14 protein-coding genes and 3 pseudogenes are annotated in these 17,405 nt (G+C 61.1%); 14 read left to right on the top strand and 3 right to left on the bottom strand.

What is annotated here, in order from left to right; all coding sequences use genetic code 11:
* Window positions 1-47: 47 nt before the first annotated feature.
* From ABIC90_RS08795 to ABIC90_RS08760, 9 genes and pseudogenes are all read left to right on the top strand, one after another.
* On the top strand, window positions 48-5,072 hold the full coding sequence (locus tag ABIC90_RS08795; protein ID WP_354353718.1) for an RHS repeat-associated core domain-containing protein: 5,025 nt from the start codon (window positions 48-50) through the stop codon (window positions 5,070-5,072).
* 1 nt (window position 5,073) lies between these two features.
* Window positions 5,074-5,550 carry a hypothetical protein gene (locus tag ABIC90_RS08790; RefSeq protein ID WP_354353717.1) on the top strand — a complete coding sequence of 159 codons (477 nt, stop codon included), beginning with the start codon at window positions 5,074-5,076 and terminating at the stop codon, window positions 5,548-5,550.
* Between the two features lie 240 nt (window positions 5,551-5,790).
* Window positions 5,791-6,114 (top strand): annotated as a pseudogene (locus tag ABIC90_RS08785) (RHS repeat domain-containing protein); the annotation flags it as partial.
* Window positions 6,115-6,234: 120 nt separating this feature from the next.
* A complete protein-coding gene (locus tag ABIC90_RS27395; protein WP_436318191.1) occupies window positions 6,235-6,492 on the top strand; it encodes a hypothetical protein in 258 nt (85 codons plus the stop codon).
* On the top strand, window positions 6,489-6,980 hold the full coding sequence (locus tag ABIC90_RS08780) for a hypothetical protein (protein ID WP_354353716.1): 492 nt from the start codon (window positions 6,489-6,491) through the stop codon (window positions 6,978-6,980). The genes ABIC90_RS27395 and ABIC90_RS08780 overlap by 4 nt, the downstream gene beginning before the upstream one ends.
* A 261-nt stretch (window positions 6,981-7,241) precedes the next feature.
* Window positions 7,242-7,304, top strand: a complete 63-nt coding sequence (locus ABIC90_RS27390; protein WP_436318190.1) for a hypothetical protein — start codon at window positions 7,242-7,244, stop codon at window positions 7,302-7,304.
* A 42-nt stretch (window positions 7,305-7,346) separates the two neighbouring features.
* A pseudogene (locus tag ABIC90_RS08770) lies at window positions 7,347-7,642 on the top strand (RHS repeat-associated core domain-containing protein).
* 211 nt (window positions 7,643-7,853) lie between these two features.
* On the top strand, window positions 7,854-8,132 hold the full coding sequence (locus tag ABIC90_RS08765) for a DUF7710 domain-containing protein (protein ID WP_354353714.1): 279 nt from the start codon (window positions 7,854-7,856) through the stop codon (window positions 8,130-8,132).
* A gap of 30 nt (window positions 8,133-8,162) precedes the next feature.
* A pseudogene (locus tag ABIC90_RS08760) lies at window positions 8,163-8,435 on the top strand (RHS repeat-associated core domain-containing protein); the annotation flags it as partial.
* A 60-nt stretch (window positions 8,436-8,495) separates the two neighbouring features.
* On the opposite strand, the gene ABIC90_RS08755 reads toward ABIC90_RS08760, so the two are convergent.
* Window positions 8,496-8,813: a hypothetical protein gene (locus ABIC90_RS08755; RefSeq protein WP_354353713.1), complete on the bottom strand. Its 318-nt coding sequence runs from the start codon at window positions 8,811-8,813 to the stop codon at window positions 8,496-8,498.
* A gap of 11 nt (window positions 8,814-8,824) precedes the next feature.
* On the opposite strand from ABIC90_RS08755, the gene ABIC90_RS08750 reads away from it, so the two are divergent.
* The 3 genes from ABIC90_RS08750 (at window position 8,825) to ABIC90_RS08740 (ending at window position 10,577) form a co-directional block, all read left to right on the top strand.
* Entirely contained in the window at window positions 8,825-9,121 is a 297-nt protein-coding gene (locus ABIC90_RS08750; RefSeq protein WP_354353712.1) for a hypothetical protein, read from the top strand.
* A gap of 415 nt (window positions 9,122-9,536) precedes the next feature.
* On the top strand, window positions 9,537-9,914 hold the full coding sequence (locus ABIC90_RS08745; RefSeq protein WP_354353711.1) for a hypothetical protein: 378 nt from the start codon (window positions 9,537-9,539) through the stop codon (window positions 9,912-9,914).
* Window positions 9,915-10,325: 411 nt separating this feature from the next.
* Window positions 10,326-10,577 carry a hypothetical protein gene (locus ABIC90_RS08740; protein WP_354353710.1) on the top strand — a complete coding sequence of 84 codons (252 nt, stop codon included), beginning with the start codon at window positions 10,326-10,328 and terminating at the stop codon, window positions 10,575-10,577.
* A 636-nt stretch (window positions 10,578-11,213) separates the two neighbouring features.
* On the opposite strand, the gene ABIC90_RS08735 is transcribed toward ABIC90_RS08740, so the two are convergent.
* Both ABIC90_RS08735 and ABIC90_RS08730 read right to left on the bottom strand, forming a co-directional pair.
* Window positions 11,214-12,212 (bottom strand): Bug family tripartite tricarboxylate transporter substrate binding protein, encoded by a 999-nt coding sequence (locus ABIC90_RS08735; protein ID WP_354353709.1) that lies wholly within the window; start codon window positions 12,210-12,212, stop codon window positions 11,214-11,216.
* Window positions 12,209-13,138, bottom strand: coding sequence for a LysR family transcriptional regulator (locus tag ABIC90_RS08730; protein ID WP_354353707.1), 930 nt, complete (start codon window positions 13,136-13,138; stop codon window positions 12,209-12,211). The genes ABIC90_RS08735 and ABIC90_RS08730 overlap by 4 nt, the downstream gene beginning before the upstream one ends.
* Window positions 13,139-13,257: 119 nt before the next feature.
* On the opposite strand from ABIC90_RS08730, the gene ABIC90_RS08725 reads away from it, so the two are divergent.
* Window positions 13,258-16,047, top strand: a complete 2,790-nt coding sequence (locus ABIC90_RS08725) for a tannase/feruloyl esterase family alpha/beta hydrolase (RefSeq protein WP_354353706.1) — start codon at window positions 13,258-13,260, stop codon at window positions 16,045-16,047.
* Entirely contained in the window at window positions 16,044-17,396 is a 1,353-nt protein-coding gene (locus ABIC90_RS08720) for an alpha/beta hydrolase family protein (RefSeq protein WP_354353705.1), read from the top strand. The genes ABIC90_RS08725 and ABIC90_RS08720 overlap by 4 nt, the downstream gene beginning before the upstream one ends.
* Window positions 17,397-17,405: the final 9 nt, after the last annotated feature.

The raw sequence follows: 17,405 nt of genomic DNA, 5'->3' as shown, positions 1-17,405 counted from the left end.
GCACATCAAAAAAACAGCAAGAGCCAGGCGGCTCAGGGAGTTCCGGCATGGCCGAGATATCGCAAGCAGAAAGAGCGCAGAAGGCAAATGAGAGGGAGGTGGTCGTCAAGCCGCTCGACCAGATCGATCCAGCCGAGCTACCTGGCGCCAAGAAGGCCGTCAACGACTGGCTGATAAAGATCAGCGGCGGCTATGTCACGCTGGACAGGGTCGTGTCGGTCGCCGGTGCCGTTCCGATCCTCGGCAACATCCTGGCTGCCATCGATGCGGTGTGCGACATCATCATCCTCGTCGAGAACAAGGCTGCGAACGTCGGGGAGAAGGCGCTCAACTGGGTCAGCTTCGGCATCAACCTGATCGGCATCATTCCGTTTCCCCCCACCATGGCCGCGGCGCGGACCAGCCTGCGGCCCGCACTGCATCTGGTGCGAAGCAAGCTGCGCACCGCCGGTCACGGGCTCAGCGAGGCACTCGTGGTGATGCTTGTCGATCATCTCAATGCGACGTTGGCCGGCGAACTCGAAAAGTTCGTGGATGAGGCGAGCACCAAGCTCAAAGACATACTGAAGACCGCCGCCACCATGGCGCACGACCTGCTCTCTGGGTTGAGCAAGGTCTTGCGCAAGCTCGCCTCGGGTACCCCGTTCGACACCAGCACGCCGACGCCCGCGGAGCCTCCCAAACGCGATCCCGAAACCACCTACGAGAGCGGCGTCTGGGGTGCCATCAAAGGGATTGCCGGCGACATCGGGGAGGGGATCAAGGATGGCGCCAGCTATGTCGGCGAGCAGGCCGCCCATGGTGCCAAGGTTGCGGTCAACGCCGGGGCTGGCGTGGTGATGCGCAACACCGATGCTGGCGAGAAGGTGGCGAAGCTGATGAACGCCTACGCCGACTCGCTGGACGGCTTGGCCGCAGATGCGAAAACGAAGATCGAGGCGTTGGGCAACGCGGGCGTCGACATGTCCATCGCCTGGCTTCTCCTGAGGCTCAAGGATGCAGTTCTGCGCTATCGCGCCAAGGGCATGACTGGAGCTTCCACCGTCGGTCTGACGACGACCGCAACGCACGAACGGAAGAAGACGAATGCGGAGTTGGACAGACTCAGCGCGGAGCGCGTGAAGGGCGTGAGCAATGCCAACCCCTGCAAGAACTGCGCAACCGGTGCTCAAACGACCAATTCCATCAGCTTTGCAACCGGCAGCGAAACTTTCGTTCATACCGACTTTGCTCTGCCGGGCCACATGCCCATCGTCTGGAGCCGCACGTACCACTCGCGCCTGGCGGCCTGCGACCGACCGCAGCATCCATCCGGACAGGCGGGCAACAGCGCCTTTCTTGGTGCCCGGTGGACCAGCCCCTACACCACCCGCATCGATCAGTCCGAGGACGGCAGCCTGAGCTATTTCGCTGCCGATGGCCGTGAGCATCGATTTCCCAAGCTGGCGGAGCCCGAGGATGGCCATGCGGGCCAGACCCACCACAACGCCATTGAGGACCTCACCCTCGGCCGGGCAAACGGTGGCCTGCTCATCTTGAGCCACGGGCGAGACTACATCGAGACCTTCGAACTCGCTCCCCGGTTCATGCATGGGAGAACAGGGCGCGCAAGGAACAAGGTCGTGCACTACCGTCTCGCAAGCCAGCGCACGCGCACCGGCCAAACCACCGAGTTGGCCTACCGCCACGAAGGCGGGCAACTCTCGGACATCGTCAGCGGCCAGGTCCATGTGAGCACCGCCATCGATGCGCAGGGCCGCATCCAGAGCCTGTGGCTCGTGCAGGACGGGCGTGCCATGCGTCAACTGGCCGCCTACACCTACCAGACGCTGGCCGATGGCAGCAGCGACCTCATTGCCGCCCAGGATGAGAACCAGCAAAGCTGGCGCTACGAGTATCGGACCGCAGGCGAGACGGCCAGCACCCACCTGATCTCCAGGTACACGGACCGCACGGGTCGCGGTATTCATCTTCAATGGGAACACGAAGATGGCAACGCCGTAGAGCTGCACGCGGGCAACAGCGCCCAGGCCAGGGCCTATCGCGAGTACGCCGACGACGGCAGCTTCGACACCACCATCGTCTGGAACAACCACGTCCGTCTGGCCACTGTCATCGATGCGCTTGGGGCGCAGACACGCTACTACTTCGATTACCTGGGCTACACCTACCGCATCATTCATCCGGAAGTTCGCGGCGCGGACGGCATGCTCTATGCGCATGAGGAGTGGTTCTTCCGCGACGACCGAAAGAACATCACCCGACATCTGCATGCCGACGGCAGCAGCGATCACTACACCTACGACGCGCACAGCAACCTCGTGAGCCACACGCGTGCCGACCACAGCACGGTGCACTTCGCCCACGACGACATGGACAACCTCACCGGCATCCGCGATGCCGAAGGCCATGCCTGGAGGCGCACTTACGAGGGCGTCAATCTCATCGAGGAGATCGACCCGCTGGGCCGCAAGACCGAGTACGCCTACAACGCGCACAGCCTTCCTGTGGAGATCACCGATGCCAGGGGCGGCAAGAAGCGACTGGCCTATAACGATGCCGGCCAGTTGACGGCCTACACCGACTGCTCGGGCAAGACCTCGCGCTGGACCTACGACGACCGCGGGCGCCTGTTCGAGGCAACGAATTCGGCTGGCGAGACGACCCAGTATCACTACGAGCGCGGCCAGCTGACGCGCATCGTCAATCCCGATGGCACCCAGGAGCAGTTGGCACACGATGCAGAAGGCCGCCTGCTCTCGCACCGCGATGCCTTGCAGCGCGAGACCCGCTACGAATACAACGCCGTGGGCCTCATTGCCCGGCGCATCGACGCCAATCGACACACCATCGACTACCAATGGGACCGCCTGGGGCGGCTGGCGGCGCTGCGCAACGAAAACGGCCGCACGCACAGCTTCAGCTACGACCCGCTGGGCAAGCTGCTTTCGGAAGCGCAGTTCGACGGCAGCAGGACCGTGTACGGCTACACCCCCGCCACCGGCGTCCTGCGCCAGGTCGCCGAAGGCGATGCGGTCACCCAGTTCGACTTCGACCCGATGGGGCGCCTGACGAGACGCACGGCGGGGCTGTACATCGAGCCCAGGGACCCGGACGGTCATCCCCGCGGGCGCACCTTGGATCCGCAGAGCATCCAGACCGACAGCTATGCCTATGACGGCAACGGGCAACTCATCGATGCGAGGAATACCAGCATCCACTTGCAGTGGTTCCCCGACGTCGTCGGCAATGTGAGGACCGAGCACCATCACTACCTGATCGACGACCAAGGCAGGCCGAGCAGCCAGCCGCTGACGGCCGTCTGGCAGCACCGCTACGACGAGTTGGGCAACCGCACCCAGACCACGCGTCCCGACGGCCACACCACCACCTGGCTCACCTACGGCGCTGGCCATGTGCACGGCCTGATGCTTGATGACATGGAGGCCCTGCAGATCGAGCGCGATGACCTGCATCGCGAGGTCAGGCGGATTCAGGCCAACGAGGTGGCCCAGGAGCAGAAATACGACCCGGCAGGGCGCTTGCAGGCCCAGATGCTCAGCCGTGTGGAGCGACTGGGCCAGAGCCGAGGCGGCCCATCTGCTTCTGCCTCGAACGCCGGCGCGTTGGGCATCCAGCGCGAGTACAGCTACGACCGCGCCGGCCAACTCACCGACATCGGCGACAGCCGCCGTGGCAGCCTGAGCTACCGCTACGACCCCGTCGGTCGTTTGCTACAAGCCCAGAGCCGACTGGGCGCCGAGACCTTCGCCTTCGATCCGGCCAGCAACATCCTGGACCCGATGGCGCCAGAGGCCAGAGAGGTCGGGACACTCCACAACATCTCGGCCATCCTGAACAATCTGGTGAAGGACTACGCTGGCACACACTTCGAATACGACCGTCGGGGCAACATGGTCGAGCGGCTGCACCAGGGACAGCGCACGCGCTTCGCCTGGGATGCGTTGGGCCGTCTCACCGAGGCACGCACGCAGGATACGCGCACGTCATTCATGTACGACCCGCTCGGTCGGCGCATTGCCAAGCGCAGCGAGCCGATCGTCATCACCAGTTCGATGGACGGCAGCCAGTACCACGCGGCCGAGTACCGGCGCCAGGTGCAGGCGCGTGGCCTGGGCATGGTGCTCTTCGGTTGGGATGGAGACCAGATGGCCTGGGAGTCGGACTCGGCACGAAGCCGGACGGTGCATTACGTGTTCGAGCCCAACAGCTTCGTGCCGCTTTTGCAGGGCAGATCCAATGTCGACATGCGCCGGGCAATGTTGCAGCGGCCAAAGGCGATCACGCAAAGCTATGTCGATGCGCAAGGCCACTACGACCTGGACCAGGACCCGCTGTACAACGGGATGTACGAGCCGGGGCTGGGGCGGGACGGGGAACCGCCCGCGCCGCTGGAGAACATTCACTACTACCAATGCGACCACCTCGGAACGCCAATGGAGCTGACCGATGAGGGCGGCAACATTGCGTGGGAGGCGAATTACAAGGCGTGGGGTGAGGCCAGGCTCACGATCAGCGAGGCGGCCAGGAAGGCGGGGCTGAAGAATCCGATCCGGTTCCAGGGGCAGTATCTGGACGAGGAGACGGGGCTGCACTACAACCGGTTCAGGTATTACGACCCGGTGGTGGGGCGGTTTGTGTCGAAAGATCCGATCGGCCTGATGGGAGGAGCCAATCTTTACCAGTACGGGCAGAATCCAGCGCAATGGGTTGATCCGCTGGGGTTGGCCGGAAGAAAAACTACACCACCCAGAATTGAACCAGGAAACCCAAAGGAAGGCTGGCAACACATTCAAGAGCGACACATGCCTGGGGTGCCCTCCTCACAAGGCAAAGGAGACTTGTTTGAACCAGGCACTACTCAGGATCAAGTCCAATGTCTATGCGAACTTCTCGTAAAAAATGGAACTAGAGTAAGTGATCCCAAGCGTCGAATTCAGACATATGAGAAAAAAACCGTGGTTAATGGAAAGCGTGCCCGCTATAAAACAGCTGTTGACTCTGTCGACGGAAATAGAGTAATTACCGTTTATCCGGCTGAGAGTGAGTAGCGTGAGGTTCGATTTTTCAAGAGTTGAAAAACAATCAAAGCCACACAGCTTTGACTTGGGTGATATCACAATAATTTCAAGCGATTCGATAATATCTTCAAGAAAAGAAGAAAATCATCGAATGATGATTTATGTCGCTATAAGCGACATGATCGACGCATTAGAGAAGGCCCTCAAGACCAATAAGCCTAGAAAATTCTCAGGGACAGACTCTTCCTTTGTTTTGGAGATAAAGCCTCAAAATGGAAAACTTCTGTTTGAGCACAAGAAGATAAAAATAATCGAGCCCACTCAAGTCGCCCTAAACTCTATTAGGAAGGGAATTGAGAAATTTTTTCGCGATAACAATGCCCTAACAGAAAAAGATACATGCCACTCTGACATTGTATTTTCGGTGAAAACTTTGGAGTCGCTTATTGCTGAAATTGAATCCTCAAAAAAAATCATAAAAAAAAGAAATAATGCAAATTCGATCTAGGAAGGCGGATTGCCAAGGACGCCAGATGTGACTACATCATCAAGCCTAGGTCCTTCGTGTCGATATTGCAGGCAAGCACACCGGTAGACTGCAGAAGGCCTTGCTCAAGCGCTCGAAGATGGCAACAAGCGCGCACACGGAGCTAAGGGCCGCTACGACCTGGACCCGCCTATACAACGGGTGTACGAGCTGGGGCTGGGGCGGGACGGGGAGCCGCCCGCGTCGCTGGCGAACATTCACTACTACCAGTGCGACCATCTCGGAACGCCAATGGAGTTGACCGATGAGGGCGGCAACATTGCGTGGGAGGCGAACTAAAAGGCGTGGGGTGAGGCGAGGCTGACGATCAGCGAGGCGGCCAGGAAGGCGGGGCTGAAGAATCCGATCCGGTTCCAGGGGCAGTATCTGGACGAGGAGACGGGGCTGCACTACAACCGGTTCAGGTATTACGACCCGGTGGTGGGGAGGTTTGTATCCAAAGACCCGATCAACCTGGCTGGCGGGATCAATTTACTGCAATACGCACCAAATCCAATCAATTGGATTGATCCATTGGGATTGACTGAGGTCTGTCGAACAGATCTTCATGCCTTTGGAAATGCAACACAACCGCGGGCGCCTCGAATTGCAGGGTACAACTTAAAGCCAGGACAAAAACCGGACCTGACAGCAGATGGTGAAGGAATGGTTGGGCCGACTCGTACACAAGGTGCTCCTACCTATGGAAATCCTCAAAAGAGTCCAATCAGTGTGGCCTATTATCAAATACCGGCGGGAACCAATATGCCAGATGGTCTTGGTATCGAGGCCGATGGTAAAGATGTTGGAGGTTCCCACGGAGAGACGCATCATACGATCTGCCCGATAAAACGAATGCCTGCGGAAGAATTTGTGAAAAAATATCAAACCCTTCCATGGACTCCTAAGGGAAAGAAAAAATGACCATTGCAAAATTTGATCGCTGGAAAGAATTGGATGATGCATATACGCAATTTTCCAACGCGAAGAATAAATACTTCAAGCTTCGAGAAATTGCAAAGCAATCAATTGATGTAGTTGAGGAGTTTAGATTTGGAGCCCCAGGAATTTCAAGAGAAATTGCATTTGAGAAGGTGAGGGATCTTCCGCTTGAAGAAAGAAAAAAAATATTTCCAGATCTTGTTGCCTATGCAAGCTATGCGCACGGTTTTACGGAGGAAAGCAGAAATTTAATCCTTGAATTTCCTCGCGAATGGGTTTTGTTAAATATAGAAGAAGTCGCGGCTCCGATTTTGAAGAATGGCAGTCATGAAGAGTACTCAGCCTTTCTTGATTTGTATGAATTAATTTCACCCGCCCTTTTTGACTCTCTGATTCAGCGCTGCGCAATGAGCGACGATCAAGAAATTAAAGAAATTGCTTCTTTGCGTGCTCAAAAAATCAGATTTTAAAATAGATAAATTTTTTGGCGATAAGCCGATATAGATAAACAGATTGGCCATGATGGTAGAAATTTTCATCTGTACGCCGAATTCCACGATGTGGATTGGCCCGATCAAGCTCAGTAAAGCCGGGAAAATCGTCTCGGAAGAAAGAAGAAATCTGCTGAACCGAAATTGCGGGATGTACGAGCCAGGGCTGGGGCAGAACGGGAGCCGCCGGCGCCGCTGGAGAACATTCACTACTACCAGTGCGACCACCTCGGAACGCCGATGGAGTTGCCCGATGAGGGCGGCAACATCGCATGGGAGGCCGAACTACAGGGCTTGGGGTGAGGCCATGCTGACGACCAGCGAGGCGGCCAGGAAAGCGCAGGGTTGAAGAATCCGATCCGGTTCCAGGGGCAGTATCTGGACGAGGAGACGGGGCTGCACTACAACCGGTTCAGGTATTACGACCGGTGGTGGGGCGGTTTGTATCGAGAGACCCGATCAGGCTGCAAGGAGGAATAAACCTTCATCACTATGCGCCTAATTCAATCGAGTGGATCGACCCGCTCGGACTCAGCAAAACCGGGAGAAAACCGTGTCAGAACAGGAGAAATTCTACCGAACCGAAGTTGCTTGAAAAAATTATCGCCCAAGATAATGGTTTGAGATGGAGCATTATGTAAAGAGTGGCGATCATGGGCCCGCTTATTTTCACCTTAGGGGTGAGGGATGCTTGAATATGCAAATAGGCAAAAATGGAAAACCACTTGGCGGCAAGGAAAAATTAACCGCTGCGCAGAATTATTTTATTCAAAGTAATAAATCAAAAATAAGATCATCAATCGATAGAATTCAGAGATGGCATAGGTGCAGCAATCTATCGGAGAATTGTGAATGAAAGAATTGGAAGAAGTCTGGATTTTCAATGGTGAAAATGCGAAATTTCCCTCCGCAATTTTTTCCGACAAGAGCAAAGCTATTGAATGGATTGGTCGATTGGCTTTGACGGGGATTTTGACAAAATACCCAGTTGATATACCCGTTTATGACTGGGCGATTGCAAATGGAGATTTCAAGATAAAAACCCCGAGAGACACTCAATCTGAGTTTGTGGGGAAATTTTCAAGCGCTTCCCAAGAGCACATGCATTTTGAAGACGGCCAGTTTGAATAGGCAGGAAAGGGGGCACCGCGTTACTAACGGTGTGACCAACTCGGAACGCCAGTAGAGTTGACCGATGAGGGCGGCAACAATGGGTGAGAGGCAAATTGCAAGGCGTGGGGAGAAGCCAGGCTCACTATCCAGGGGCAGTATCTGGACGAGGAGACGGGGCTGCACTACAACCGGTTCAGGTATTAAGACCCGGTGGCGGGGAGGTTTGTATCGTGAGACCCGATCGGACTCTCGGGCGGCATCAACGGGCACGCTTATGCCCCTAATCCGGTGAACTGCATTGATGCTCTGGGACTTGCCAGGGAAGCGCCACATTGGCCCGTTATTCGACAGACAGTCGTACCGGTCACTACACCGTGACCGTCATGGGGGAAAGGCGACTTGCACACGCATCAAGTCATCACCGATCGAGCGCATAACACAACCGTAGTCAACGAAAAGATTGCTTGCCAAATGAGAAATCGAAAACCTTCGAGTACAGCAACCATCGAACTCGAAGATGCCGATGCGGCGCAGCGCTTTCAGCGAAGCCAGATCGGTAAGAAATTGGAAATCTACAACGCGCGCACTAACAGTTGCGTAGATCACGTTGCCAATGTCTTGCGTGCAGGCGGCGCGGATGTTCCGCAAGGGGGCTGGAGGACAAATGAAATACATGGCTCGAAACAGAATACGGAGCAAGGATTGAGTTCATGCCATTGATGCAATGCGAAAAACATGGTTGGCATGGCGCTGAGTTGGTGACCGAGGCGGTCATCAATGACATTGAAAAGAGCTATTTCGCCCCAAGAGAAATCGTTTTCCTGAATTTGATATGGGACGAAATAGAGTTTCCCATCGTGGCGCTCAAATTGGAGCTCCCGCTTCCGAATACCACCTTGATCGACGGCTCACTCCATGTGGTGCAGGAAGAGGAACTCAACGAAATCCTTGGCAGCCTGAAGCCCATGTGCGCGGAGTGCCTGAAGATGCGTCGAGAGCCGGGATGAATGCGACCTGATGGGGCCAGTGAAAAGGGGTCGAAATGAAGCTCGATGATGCCCTGCCGTGCCCGCGCATCTGCAAGGCAGATGAGTCGGTAGCAATTACCTAATCGGCGAAGAGGGCAAGCTGAGCCGCCAGTTGCTGACGGCCGCTGGCAGCACCGCTGCGACAGCTTGGCAATCGCATCCAGATCACGCAAGCCGACGGCCATACCGACCACTTGGCTCACTTATGGCGCGGGCCACGTGCACGTCTGAACCAAGGGTGGCGGGAATTTCGGTTTCAAGATATTTGCATCTAAGGCGCTTCCGGGATTCATGAAAGAAGGGGCAGTTTCACTTTGAGGAATGCGGGATGACTTGTTTTGGTGCTTGGCTTATTCCCAAGAGGTCATTGGGCGAAGCTGCCAAGAGAATCGGGATGATTCTCGGCGTAGATCTGGCAGGTGGTGAAACGCCTGTGTACGATGAATACCCCGCATACAGGGTTGAGTGCGAGGATGACGGCGAGAGTTGGTTCATGACTCTTCTTGGGGTTCCAGATGATCTCGACTCAATACTTGCGAAGTATCCCTACCAATTCGATATCGAGGACAGAAACTACAGCTTGACGATTTGCGCGCACAAGGGATTACCCGTTTCTCCGGAGACTGGCCTGGATCTGCCTTGGAACACTGACTCCGAATTGGCGCAGGGTCTGATGGGGCGTTTGCGGGCTGCCGGTTTCGAGTTCTATGAAGGGAAACTCCCTTACACGAGATCGGAGGAGCTTGGGCTTGTTGAGTACCCGGTGAAATGACAGCCTAGAGGTCTATCCAGAGCCTGTTGCAGGCGCAGGGAGGAGGCCGCCGTGCTCCAGCTTGAAGCATGGAGCGTTGGCCCACACGGCATCGACGTGAGACTGTAAAAGTTAAAAATCCAGGCAGAGCAAGTTCTTGATGTATTCGGGGGGCGCCAATCCATATTGGCCCGTTGAGCGAAGGCAGGCGATTGCTGATTGGCATCACGGCTTGATCGTCAGTCTGCCTTGCAGGCGTTCAGTCGAATTGCGCCCGATTGCGCCGCCGATTTGTTTCCGCATTTCAGCCGCTGCACCGCCCCGCAGGCGTGCGCGCCGGTGCGACGCACGGAACGATTCAGCCAAGCGGCACTATGCCGGCCAGTAAATATCTAGATGCTCTGAAACGAACCAAGAAAGATAGAGAAAGCCATGAAACAGGACCCATATCCTGGCTCAGGAATTCAGCAGGAGCTTGCAAGCCAGATATCTGCAGGTGCTGACTCCATTCAACTTCACGGTCTATTGAGCCAGTACAAGCGACGAGGATCGGCAGCGGAAGAAGTCGAGCATGCACTGGAGCAACTCCGAAGTTCAGTGACCAGTGAATCCGATGAGGATCGTGTCCTTGAGTTGTTGGATGTTGTCCGCGGCTTTTGCTCTCCTCATCTCAAGCTCTGGTAACCCATGAACACCAAGGGACGCTGATCCGGCCTTTGGTACGCTGGAGGCTGCTGAGCGTCAGGCGTGAAAGCGTTGATGGCGGCCAATGGCGGTAGCTATGACCTCACGCAGGATTCGTTGTGGAGCGCAGCACAGAACGCCACAACCCTTGGCGAAGGAAGAGACCGCATTGATGCGGGCGATATGGTTGTTGCCCCTGCCAATGAGTGTGACGGGCTCCTTCAATAATTCAAGGCAATGGCTGGCGGTGGAGCCTTCACTGCGCTGCGGCCAGGCCTTGGTGGTGCAAACCCTGGCAAGGCGCTACAGGCCAACGAGGCGGCCCAGGAGCAGCAGTACGACCCGGCAGGGCGCTTGAAGGCTCAGGCGCTCAGCCGTGTGAAGAGACTGGGCCAGAGTCGGGACGACCCCTCTCCTTCTGTCCCGAAGGCCGGCGCGTTGAGCATCCAGCGCAAGTAAAGCTATGACCGCGAAGTCTGCGTAGCAACGCAGGTCGAAATTTTTTCCCGACCTCTGCGCAGGAGGTGATTGCCGACGTCTTCGAATGCCTTGCAAAGTCGAACGTGACAAGCTTCACCATGGATCGGCTATTTGCCCGACAGGCCGCATATTGGTGCCAGACCGCCGCACAAGCATTCAATCGAACTGCCCCCGTCCCCCCGCCACCAGCGCCCGATTGCGCCGCCGGTCCGTTGCAATCTCCAGCACGAAGCTTTCGATGCTTCCTCCGGCCGGCAGGTTGTACGCCTCCCGCAGCCGCGCACGCACTGTCTCGCCCTGCAACACCCGGTTGATCTCCGCATTGAGCCGCTGCACCACCGCCGCAGGCGTGCGCGCCGGCGCGAAGACGCCGAAGAGCGAGTCGCAGTTCGCGCGCTCGTAGCCCAGTTCCGCCAGCGTCGGCATGGCCGGTAGTGCTTCGATGCGCGCTGGCGCTCCCACCGCCAATGCCTGGAACCGCCCGCCCTCGATGTACTGCAGCTGCTGCGCCGCCACATTGGTCGACAGCACCTCGAACTGCCCACTGAGCGCATCGTTGAGCTGCGGGCCGCCGCCCGCATAGGGGATGTGCGTGATGTCGGTGCGGCTCTGCGTGCGCACCTGCGCCAGCACCATGTGGCCGACGGTGGCCACGCCCGAGGTGGCCCAGCGCACCGCGCCCGGCTTGCTGCGCGCAAGCGCAATCAGATCGTCGAAGCTGTGCCCCGTGAACGCCGGCGTGCCCACCACCAGCACCGGCGTGCGCATCACGCTGGCCACGGGCGCGAAGGCGCGCAGCGGGTCATAAGGAACGCGTGCGATCAGCGGGTGCAGCGTGATCGGGCTGATGGCCGAGAAGGCGAGCGTGCAGCCGTCGGGCACGGCGCGAGCGAGCGCATCCATGCCGATGCTGCCGCCCGCGCCGGCGCGGTTCTCGATGAGCACCGGCACGCCCAGCGATTGCGCGAGCGGCTCGGCCAGCACGCGCGCCATGCCGTCGCTCACGCCGCCCGGCGGATAGACCACGAGCAGGCGCACCGGCCGGTTCGGCCATGGCGTGGTCGCCGCCCACACGATTTGCGGCATGGCGCACGCAGCAGCCAGCGCCACGCCGGTGCGGCGCACGAAGTGGCGGCGGGTCGGCAAGGTGCTCATGACCCGGGGTTCTCGCTCGCATGCCGGCGCAGCAGTGCGGCGAAGTGCTGCGCGGGCAGGTTGTCTTCTTCCACGCGCGACACCAGCGTGAGCGGCGCATCGAGCTGTCCGCCGTCGGCCAGCCGCGCGTAGGCGATGGCATGCGCGTGCACGCCGGTCATCGACGCCGGCACCACCGACAGGCCGACACCCGCGGCCACCAGGTTCAGGTTGGTCATCATGCGGTCCACCTCGGCCACCACGCGCGGGCGCAGGCCCTTGGCGTGGCACAGCGCCAACAGATCGGCATAAAGGCCCGGCGCGCCCGGACGGCGCACGAGGATGATGCCTTCCTCGCACAGCCGCGCGAGCGCAAACGGCCGCGAGCCGGTGTCCTTGTTCTTGCGTGCGAGGGCGAAGCGGTGGTCGCTGGGCATGGCCACCAGCACCGGTTCGCGCAGCAGCGTCTCGAACAGCAACCCCTCGGGCCGCGCCACCGGCACGCGCAGCAGGCCGCAGTGCAGCCGGCCAGCGGCCAGCGCTTCGGTGAGCTCGGCGGCGTTGTTCTCTCGCAGTTGCAGTTCCACGCCTGGATGCTCGCGGCGGAACGCGCGCAGCGCCTCGGGCACGAAGCGGTGCGCCGCGGCCGAACTGGTGAAGCCGACCGCCAGCGTGCCGGCCTGGCCGCTTGCCACGCGCGCCATGCGCTGCTTCATCGCTTCCATGTCCTGCAGCATGCGCAGCGCCTCGACCTGGAACAGCCGCCCCGCGTCGGTGAGCGCCACGCCGCGCGGATGGCGCCTGAAAAGCTGCACGCCCAGCTCGCGTTCGAGCGACTTGATTGCCAGGCTCAACGGCGGCTGCTGGATGCCCAGTTGCTCTGCGGCGCGCGTCATGTGGCCGGTTTCGGCGACGGCCACGAAATAGCGAAGCGGTCTTATCTCCATACTTTTTTTATATCGAATACAGGCTTTTATTTTATTTGACCCTAGGTCACTCGGCACCTATCGTCCGGCCGCCCACCCAAAAAAGCGGTCCTTCGAGGCCGCATGCCGGAGACAAACGCATGCGCACACTGTGCCCCCGCCCGATTTCGAAGATGGACATCGGCCCTCGTGCCGTACGTTCGCTCGGCCCCGCGATTGCTGCATCGCTGCTGTCGCTGGTTCTCGCCGCTTGCGGCGGAGGCGGAGGAGGGGGCGGCGGCGCCGGCTTTTTCCCGGTCGTGCCGAACACCCCTCCGGCCAGCGGCGGCCCGGGCGACAACCCACCCGACAACCCACCCGACAACCCGCCACCCCCGCCCGTGGTGCCGGTTATCGCCTGCGCGGACCTCGCCGGCAAGAGCCTGCCCGCCTCGCTGATCAGCCTGCCGACGCAGGGCGCCACCGTCACCAGCGCCACGCCCGTGGCCGCAGGCGATGCCGGCAACCAGCTGGGCGACTACTGCCGCGTGCGCGGCACCATCCAGCCCGTGGACCCGGCGTCGCAGCTCATCAACTTCGCGGTCAACCTGCCCGAGAAGTGGAACCAGAAGACCATCCACTTCGGCGGCGGCGGCTTCGACGGCGTGCTCATCGACGGCACCGAGGTCATCCGCTTCGGCCCCGCCGGCAAGCCCGCGCCGCTGGCGCTCGGCTATGCCACCTACGGCGACGACTCGGGCCACCAGTCCAGCAGCATCACCGACGGGCGCTTTGCGGCCAACGACGAGCAGCTGGCCAACTATGGCGGCAATGCGCTCAAGAAAACACGCGACGTGGCGCAGGCGCTGGTGTTCGCGCGCTACGCGGTCAAGCCCAGGCATGCCTGGTTCCTGGGCACCTCCACCGGCGGGCGCGATGCGCTCGGCTACATCCAGCGCTGGCCCGAGGACTACGACGGCGTGATCGCCAACGAGCCCGCGCTCAACTACACCGGCACGCGGCTGTCGAACGTGGCGGTGGGCCGGGCGCTCTACGCCAACGGCGGCGCGGGGTGGATGAACGTTGCCAAGACGCTGCTGGTGCAGCGCACCGCCATGCAGGCGTGCGACAAGCTGGACGGCGCGGTCGACAACATCGTGAGCAACGTGGAAAGCTGCCGGCTGCTGAACACGCAGATCCTGGACTCGCTGCGCTGCAACGGCGGCGCGGACACGGGCAACACCTGCCTGTCCGATGCGCAACTGGCCACGGTGCGCACCATCGAGTCGCCGCTGGAATTCATGACCTACGCGCTCGCCAACGGCGTGAAGCGCGCGGGCGGCTACAACATCCTCGAAGGCGCGCTGGTGGCGGGCCCGTACACCACGCGCGACCTCGGCACGCGCCCGGTGCCAGCGAACCCGGCCACCTCGGCCGATGCCAACATGTACGTCACCGGCGACCAGTGGGTGAAGTACTTCGTCACGCGCATTCCCACCTTCGACTCGCTGGGCTTCGATCCGCTGGACCCGGGCAGCTATGCCGCGCGGGTGACGGAGGTTTCGATGCTGACCGATGCGACCAACCCGAACCTTGCACCGTTCTTCGCGCGCGGCGGCCGGCTCATCATGCTGCACGGCCTGGCCGACGAGGTGATCAGCCCCAACTCGACCATCGACTACTACCGGCAGCTCGTCGCCACCGTGGGCCAGGCCGCGGTCGACCAGCATGTGCGCTTCTACACCGTGCCCGGCATGGGCCACGGCACGGGCAGCTTCATTCCCAACTGGGATTCGCTCGCCGCGCTCGAAGGCTGGGTGGAAGGCGGCCTGGCGCCCGCCACCGGCGTGGCGGTCGATGCGGTGGCCGGCACCTACGGCCGTACGCGTCCGCTGTGCCAGTTTCCGTCGTGGCCCAAGTACCGCGGCAGCGGCAGCCTGGACGCCGCCGTCAACTACAGCTGCGTGACCGAGGTGGGCGACCCGCTGGCGTGCCCGAACCTGCCCGCGTCGTTGACCAGCTACAAGGGCGGCAACAGCTTCGGCGAAGAACTCCGGGTGCAGATCGACCCCGCGGCCATGGCCTACACCGTGACCGTCGATGCCAGCCTGCAGCGCGCCGTGGGCACGCAGCGCAGCGGCACGCTGGTGTCGCAGGGCAGCTGCAGCTATGCGAGCGATGAGAGCGGGGCGGTCTTCAGCTTCGCACCGGGCGGCGTGCTGCTGGGCGGTGTGAATGCGCCCGTCGGCGGTAGTTTCGCGCCGCTGCTTGCGTTCCAGAACACCTTCGAAAACGCGGCCAAGCCCACGACTTTCAATCCGGTCGCGTTCGAAGGCAACGTGGTGGGAGTGCTGCAGGACACGGCGAGCATGGTGGGCAAAGTGACCACGACGGCGCAGGCGTTCGCCGTGAAGCTGCGCAATGCGGGCACATTCCAATACTGCCGCGATCCGGTCGTGGGCTTCGTGCCTTACCTCGCCAGTTGCAACAGTCCCGAGAAGGGCTACATCACCTACAACGCGGCACGCAATGCCTTCGATGTGCACACCACCGACGCGAGCGGCAATGCCGTGACTGAGGGGGGCGTGGTCACGGGCTCGATGGTGATCGGTCTCGTCAACGGCAGTCCGGTGCCGCTGCACCTGGTGCGCGAGTCGGCCGCCAATGCGGGCCTGCGCATGTTCGGACTGCAGCAGAGCCTGCTGCCGGGCGCGGCCGACGGCAGCTACGCCATGGCCAGCGTCAAGGGCGAGAGCCGCGAAGCCACGGTGTCGGGCAGCGGCTTCAACCTGGGCGGCGCGGCGGCATCATTGAGCTACGACACGCCCACCGTGGGCGTGGTGCAGGCCGATGCCGGCCGGCCGGGCAATTTCATCTTCAACAGCGGCGTCCTCGGTTTCGTCTCCACGGCAGGAGCGAACGCGGCGCTGGAACTCGGAGTACGACATTGAAAAAACATCTCGCCACGCTGGCCGCGTTCGCGCTGCTGGGCACCGCGCCCCTGCTTTCCGCGCACGCGGCATCCGCCACCGCACCGAAGCCCGCGACCTGCCCGGCGCCCGTGCCCGAGGCCGCGCGCTGCTACACCGGTGAAGACGGCGAGGGCGCCTTCTACTGGATCGCGATTCCCAAGGACTGGAACCGCGGCGTGCTCGTGATGCATGCCCACGGCGGCCCCGAGACCGGGCCGCCCAAGCTGGAGCGCAGCGAGGAAGACCTGAAGCGCTGGGCCATCACCGTGAAGGCCGGCTATGCGTGGGCCGGCTCCACCTACCGGCGCGGCGGCTACGGCGTGACGATGGCGGCCGAAGACACCGAGCGGCTGCGCCGTATCTTCGTGCGCCACTTCGGCCAGCCCAAGCGCACGCTGCTGCATGGCCAGAGCTACGGCGGGGGCGTGGCGGCGAAAGCGGCCGAGCTCTATGCGCCCGTCGGCGATGCAAAGAGCCCGTATGACGGCTTGCTGCTCACCAGCGGCGTGATCGGCGGCGGCAACAGCAACTACGACTTCCGGCTCGATCTGCGCGTGGTCTACCAGTACGTCTGCCGCAACCATCCGCGTCCGGACGAGCCGCAGTACCCGCTGTGGATGGGCCTGCCGGCCGATTCGAAGCTCACCCGCGCCGAGCTCGCCGCGCGCGTCAGGGAATGCACCGGCGTCGGCATGCCCCCCGCGCAGCGCACGCCCGAGCAGGCCGCGCGGCTCCAGACGATTCTGTCGGTCGTGAAGATCCAGGAGCGCTCGCTCGTCGGCCATCTGAACTGGGCGACATGGCTCTTCCAGGACCTGGTGCAAAAGCGCCTGGGCGGCCGCAACCCCTTCGGCAACATCGGCGTGGTCTACAGCGGCTCGGCCGACGATGCGGCGCTCAACGCCGGCGTGCTGCGCTACGCGGCCGACCCGCAGGCCAAGGGCGCGCTGGCGGCCGACAGCCAGCCGACCGGCCGCACCTCGCTGCCCACGGTGGGCCTGCATGCCATCGACGACCCGACCGCTTTCGTCGAACTGGAGAACGCCTACCGCCGCATCCGCGACGCGGCCGGCACCGGAGGCAATCTGGTGCAGAGCTTCAGCGCCGAGCGCGAGCACAGCTACCTGAGCGATTCGGAATACCCCGCGCTCTTCGGTGCGCTGATGGACTGGATCGAAAAGGGCGAGAAGCCCACGCCCCAGAGCCTGGCGCAACGCTGCGCATCGCTCGCGCCGCGCTACGACACCGACGGCAAGAACGGCTGCCACATCAGGCCTGAGTGGCAAGCGCCTGCGCTCGAGAGCCGCGTGCCTGCGCGCGCGCCCTGAACTGGCGCG

It is taken from the genome of Variovorax boronicumulans (assembly GCF_040544675.1).
GTDB lineage: Bacteria > Pseudomonadota > Gammaproteobacteria > Burkholderiales > Burkholderiaceae_C > Variovorax > Variovorax boronicumulans_D.
Note: the sequence above shows the minus strand (reverse complement) of the source record. Positions and strands in the feature narration are given on the sequence as shown.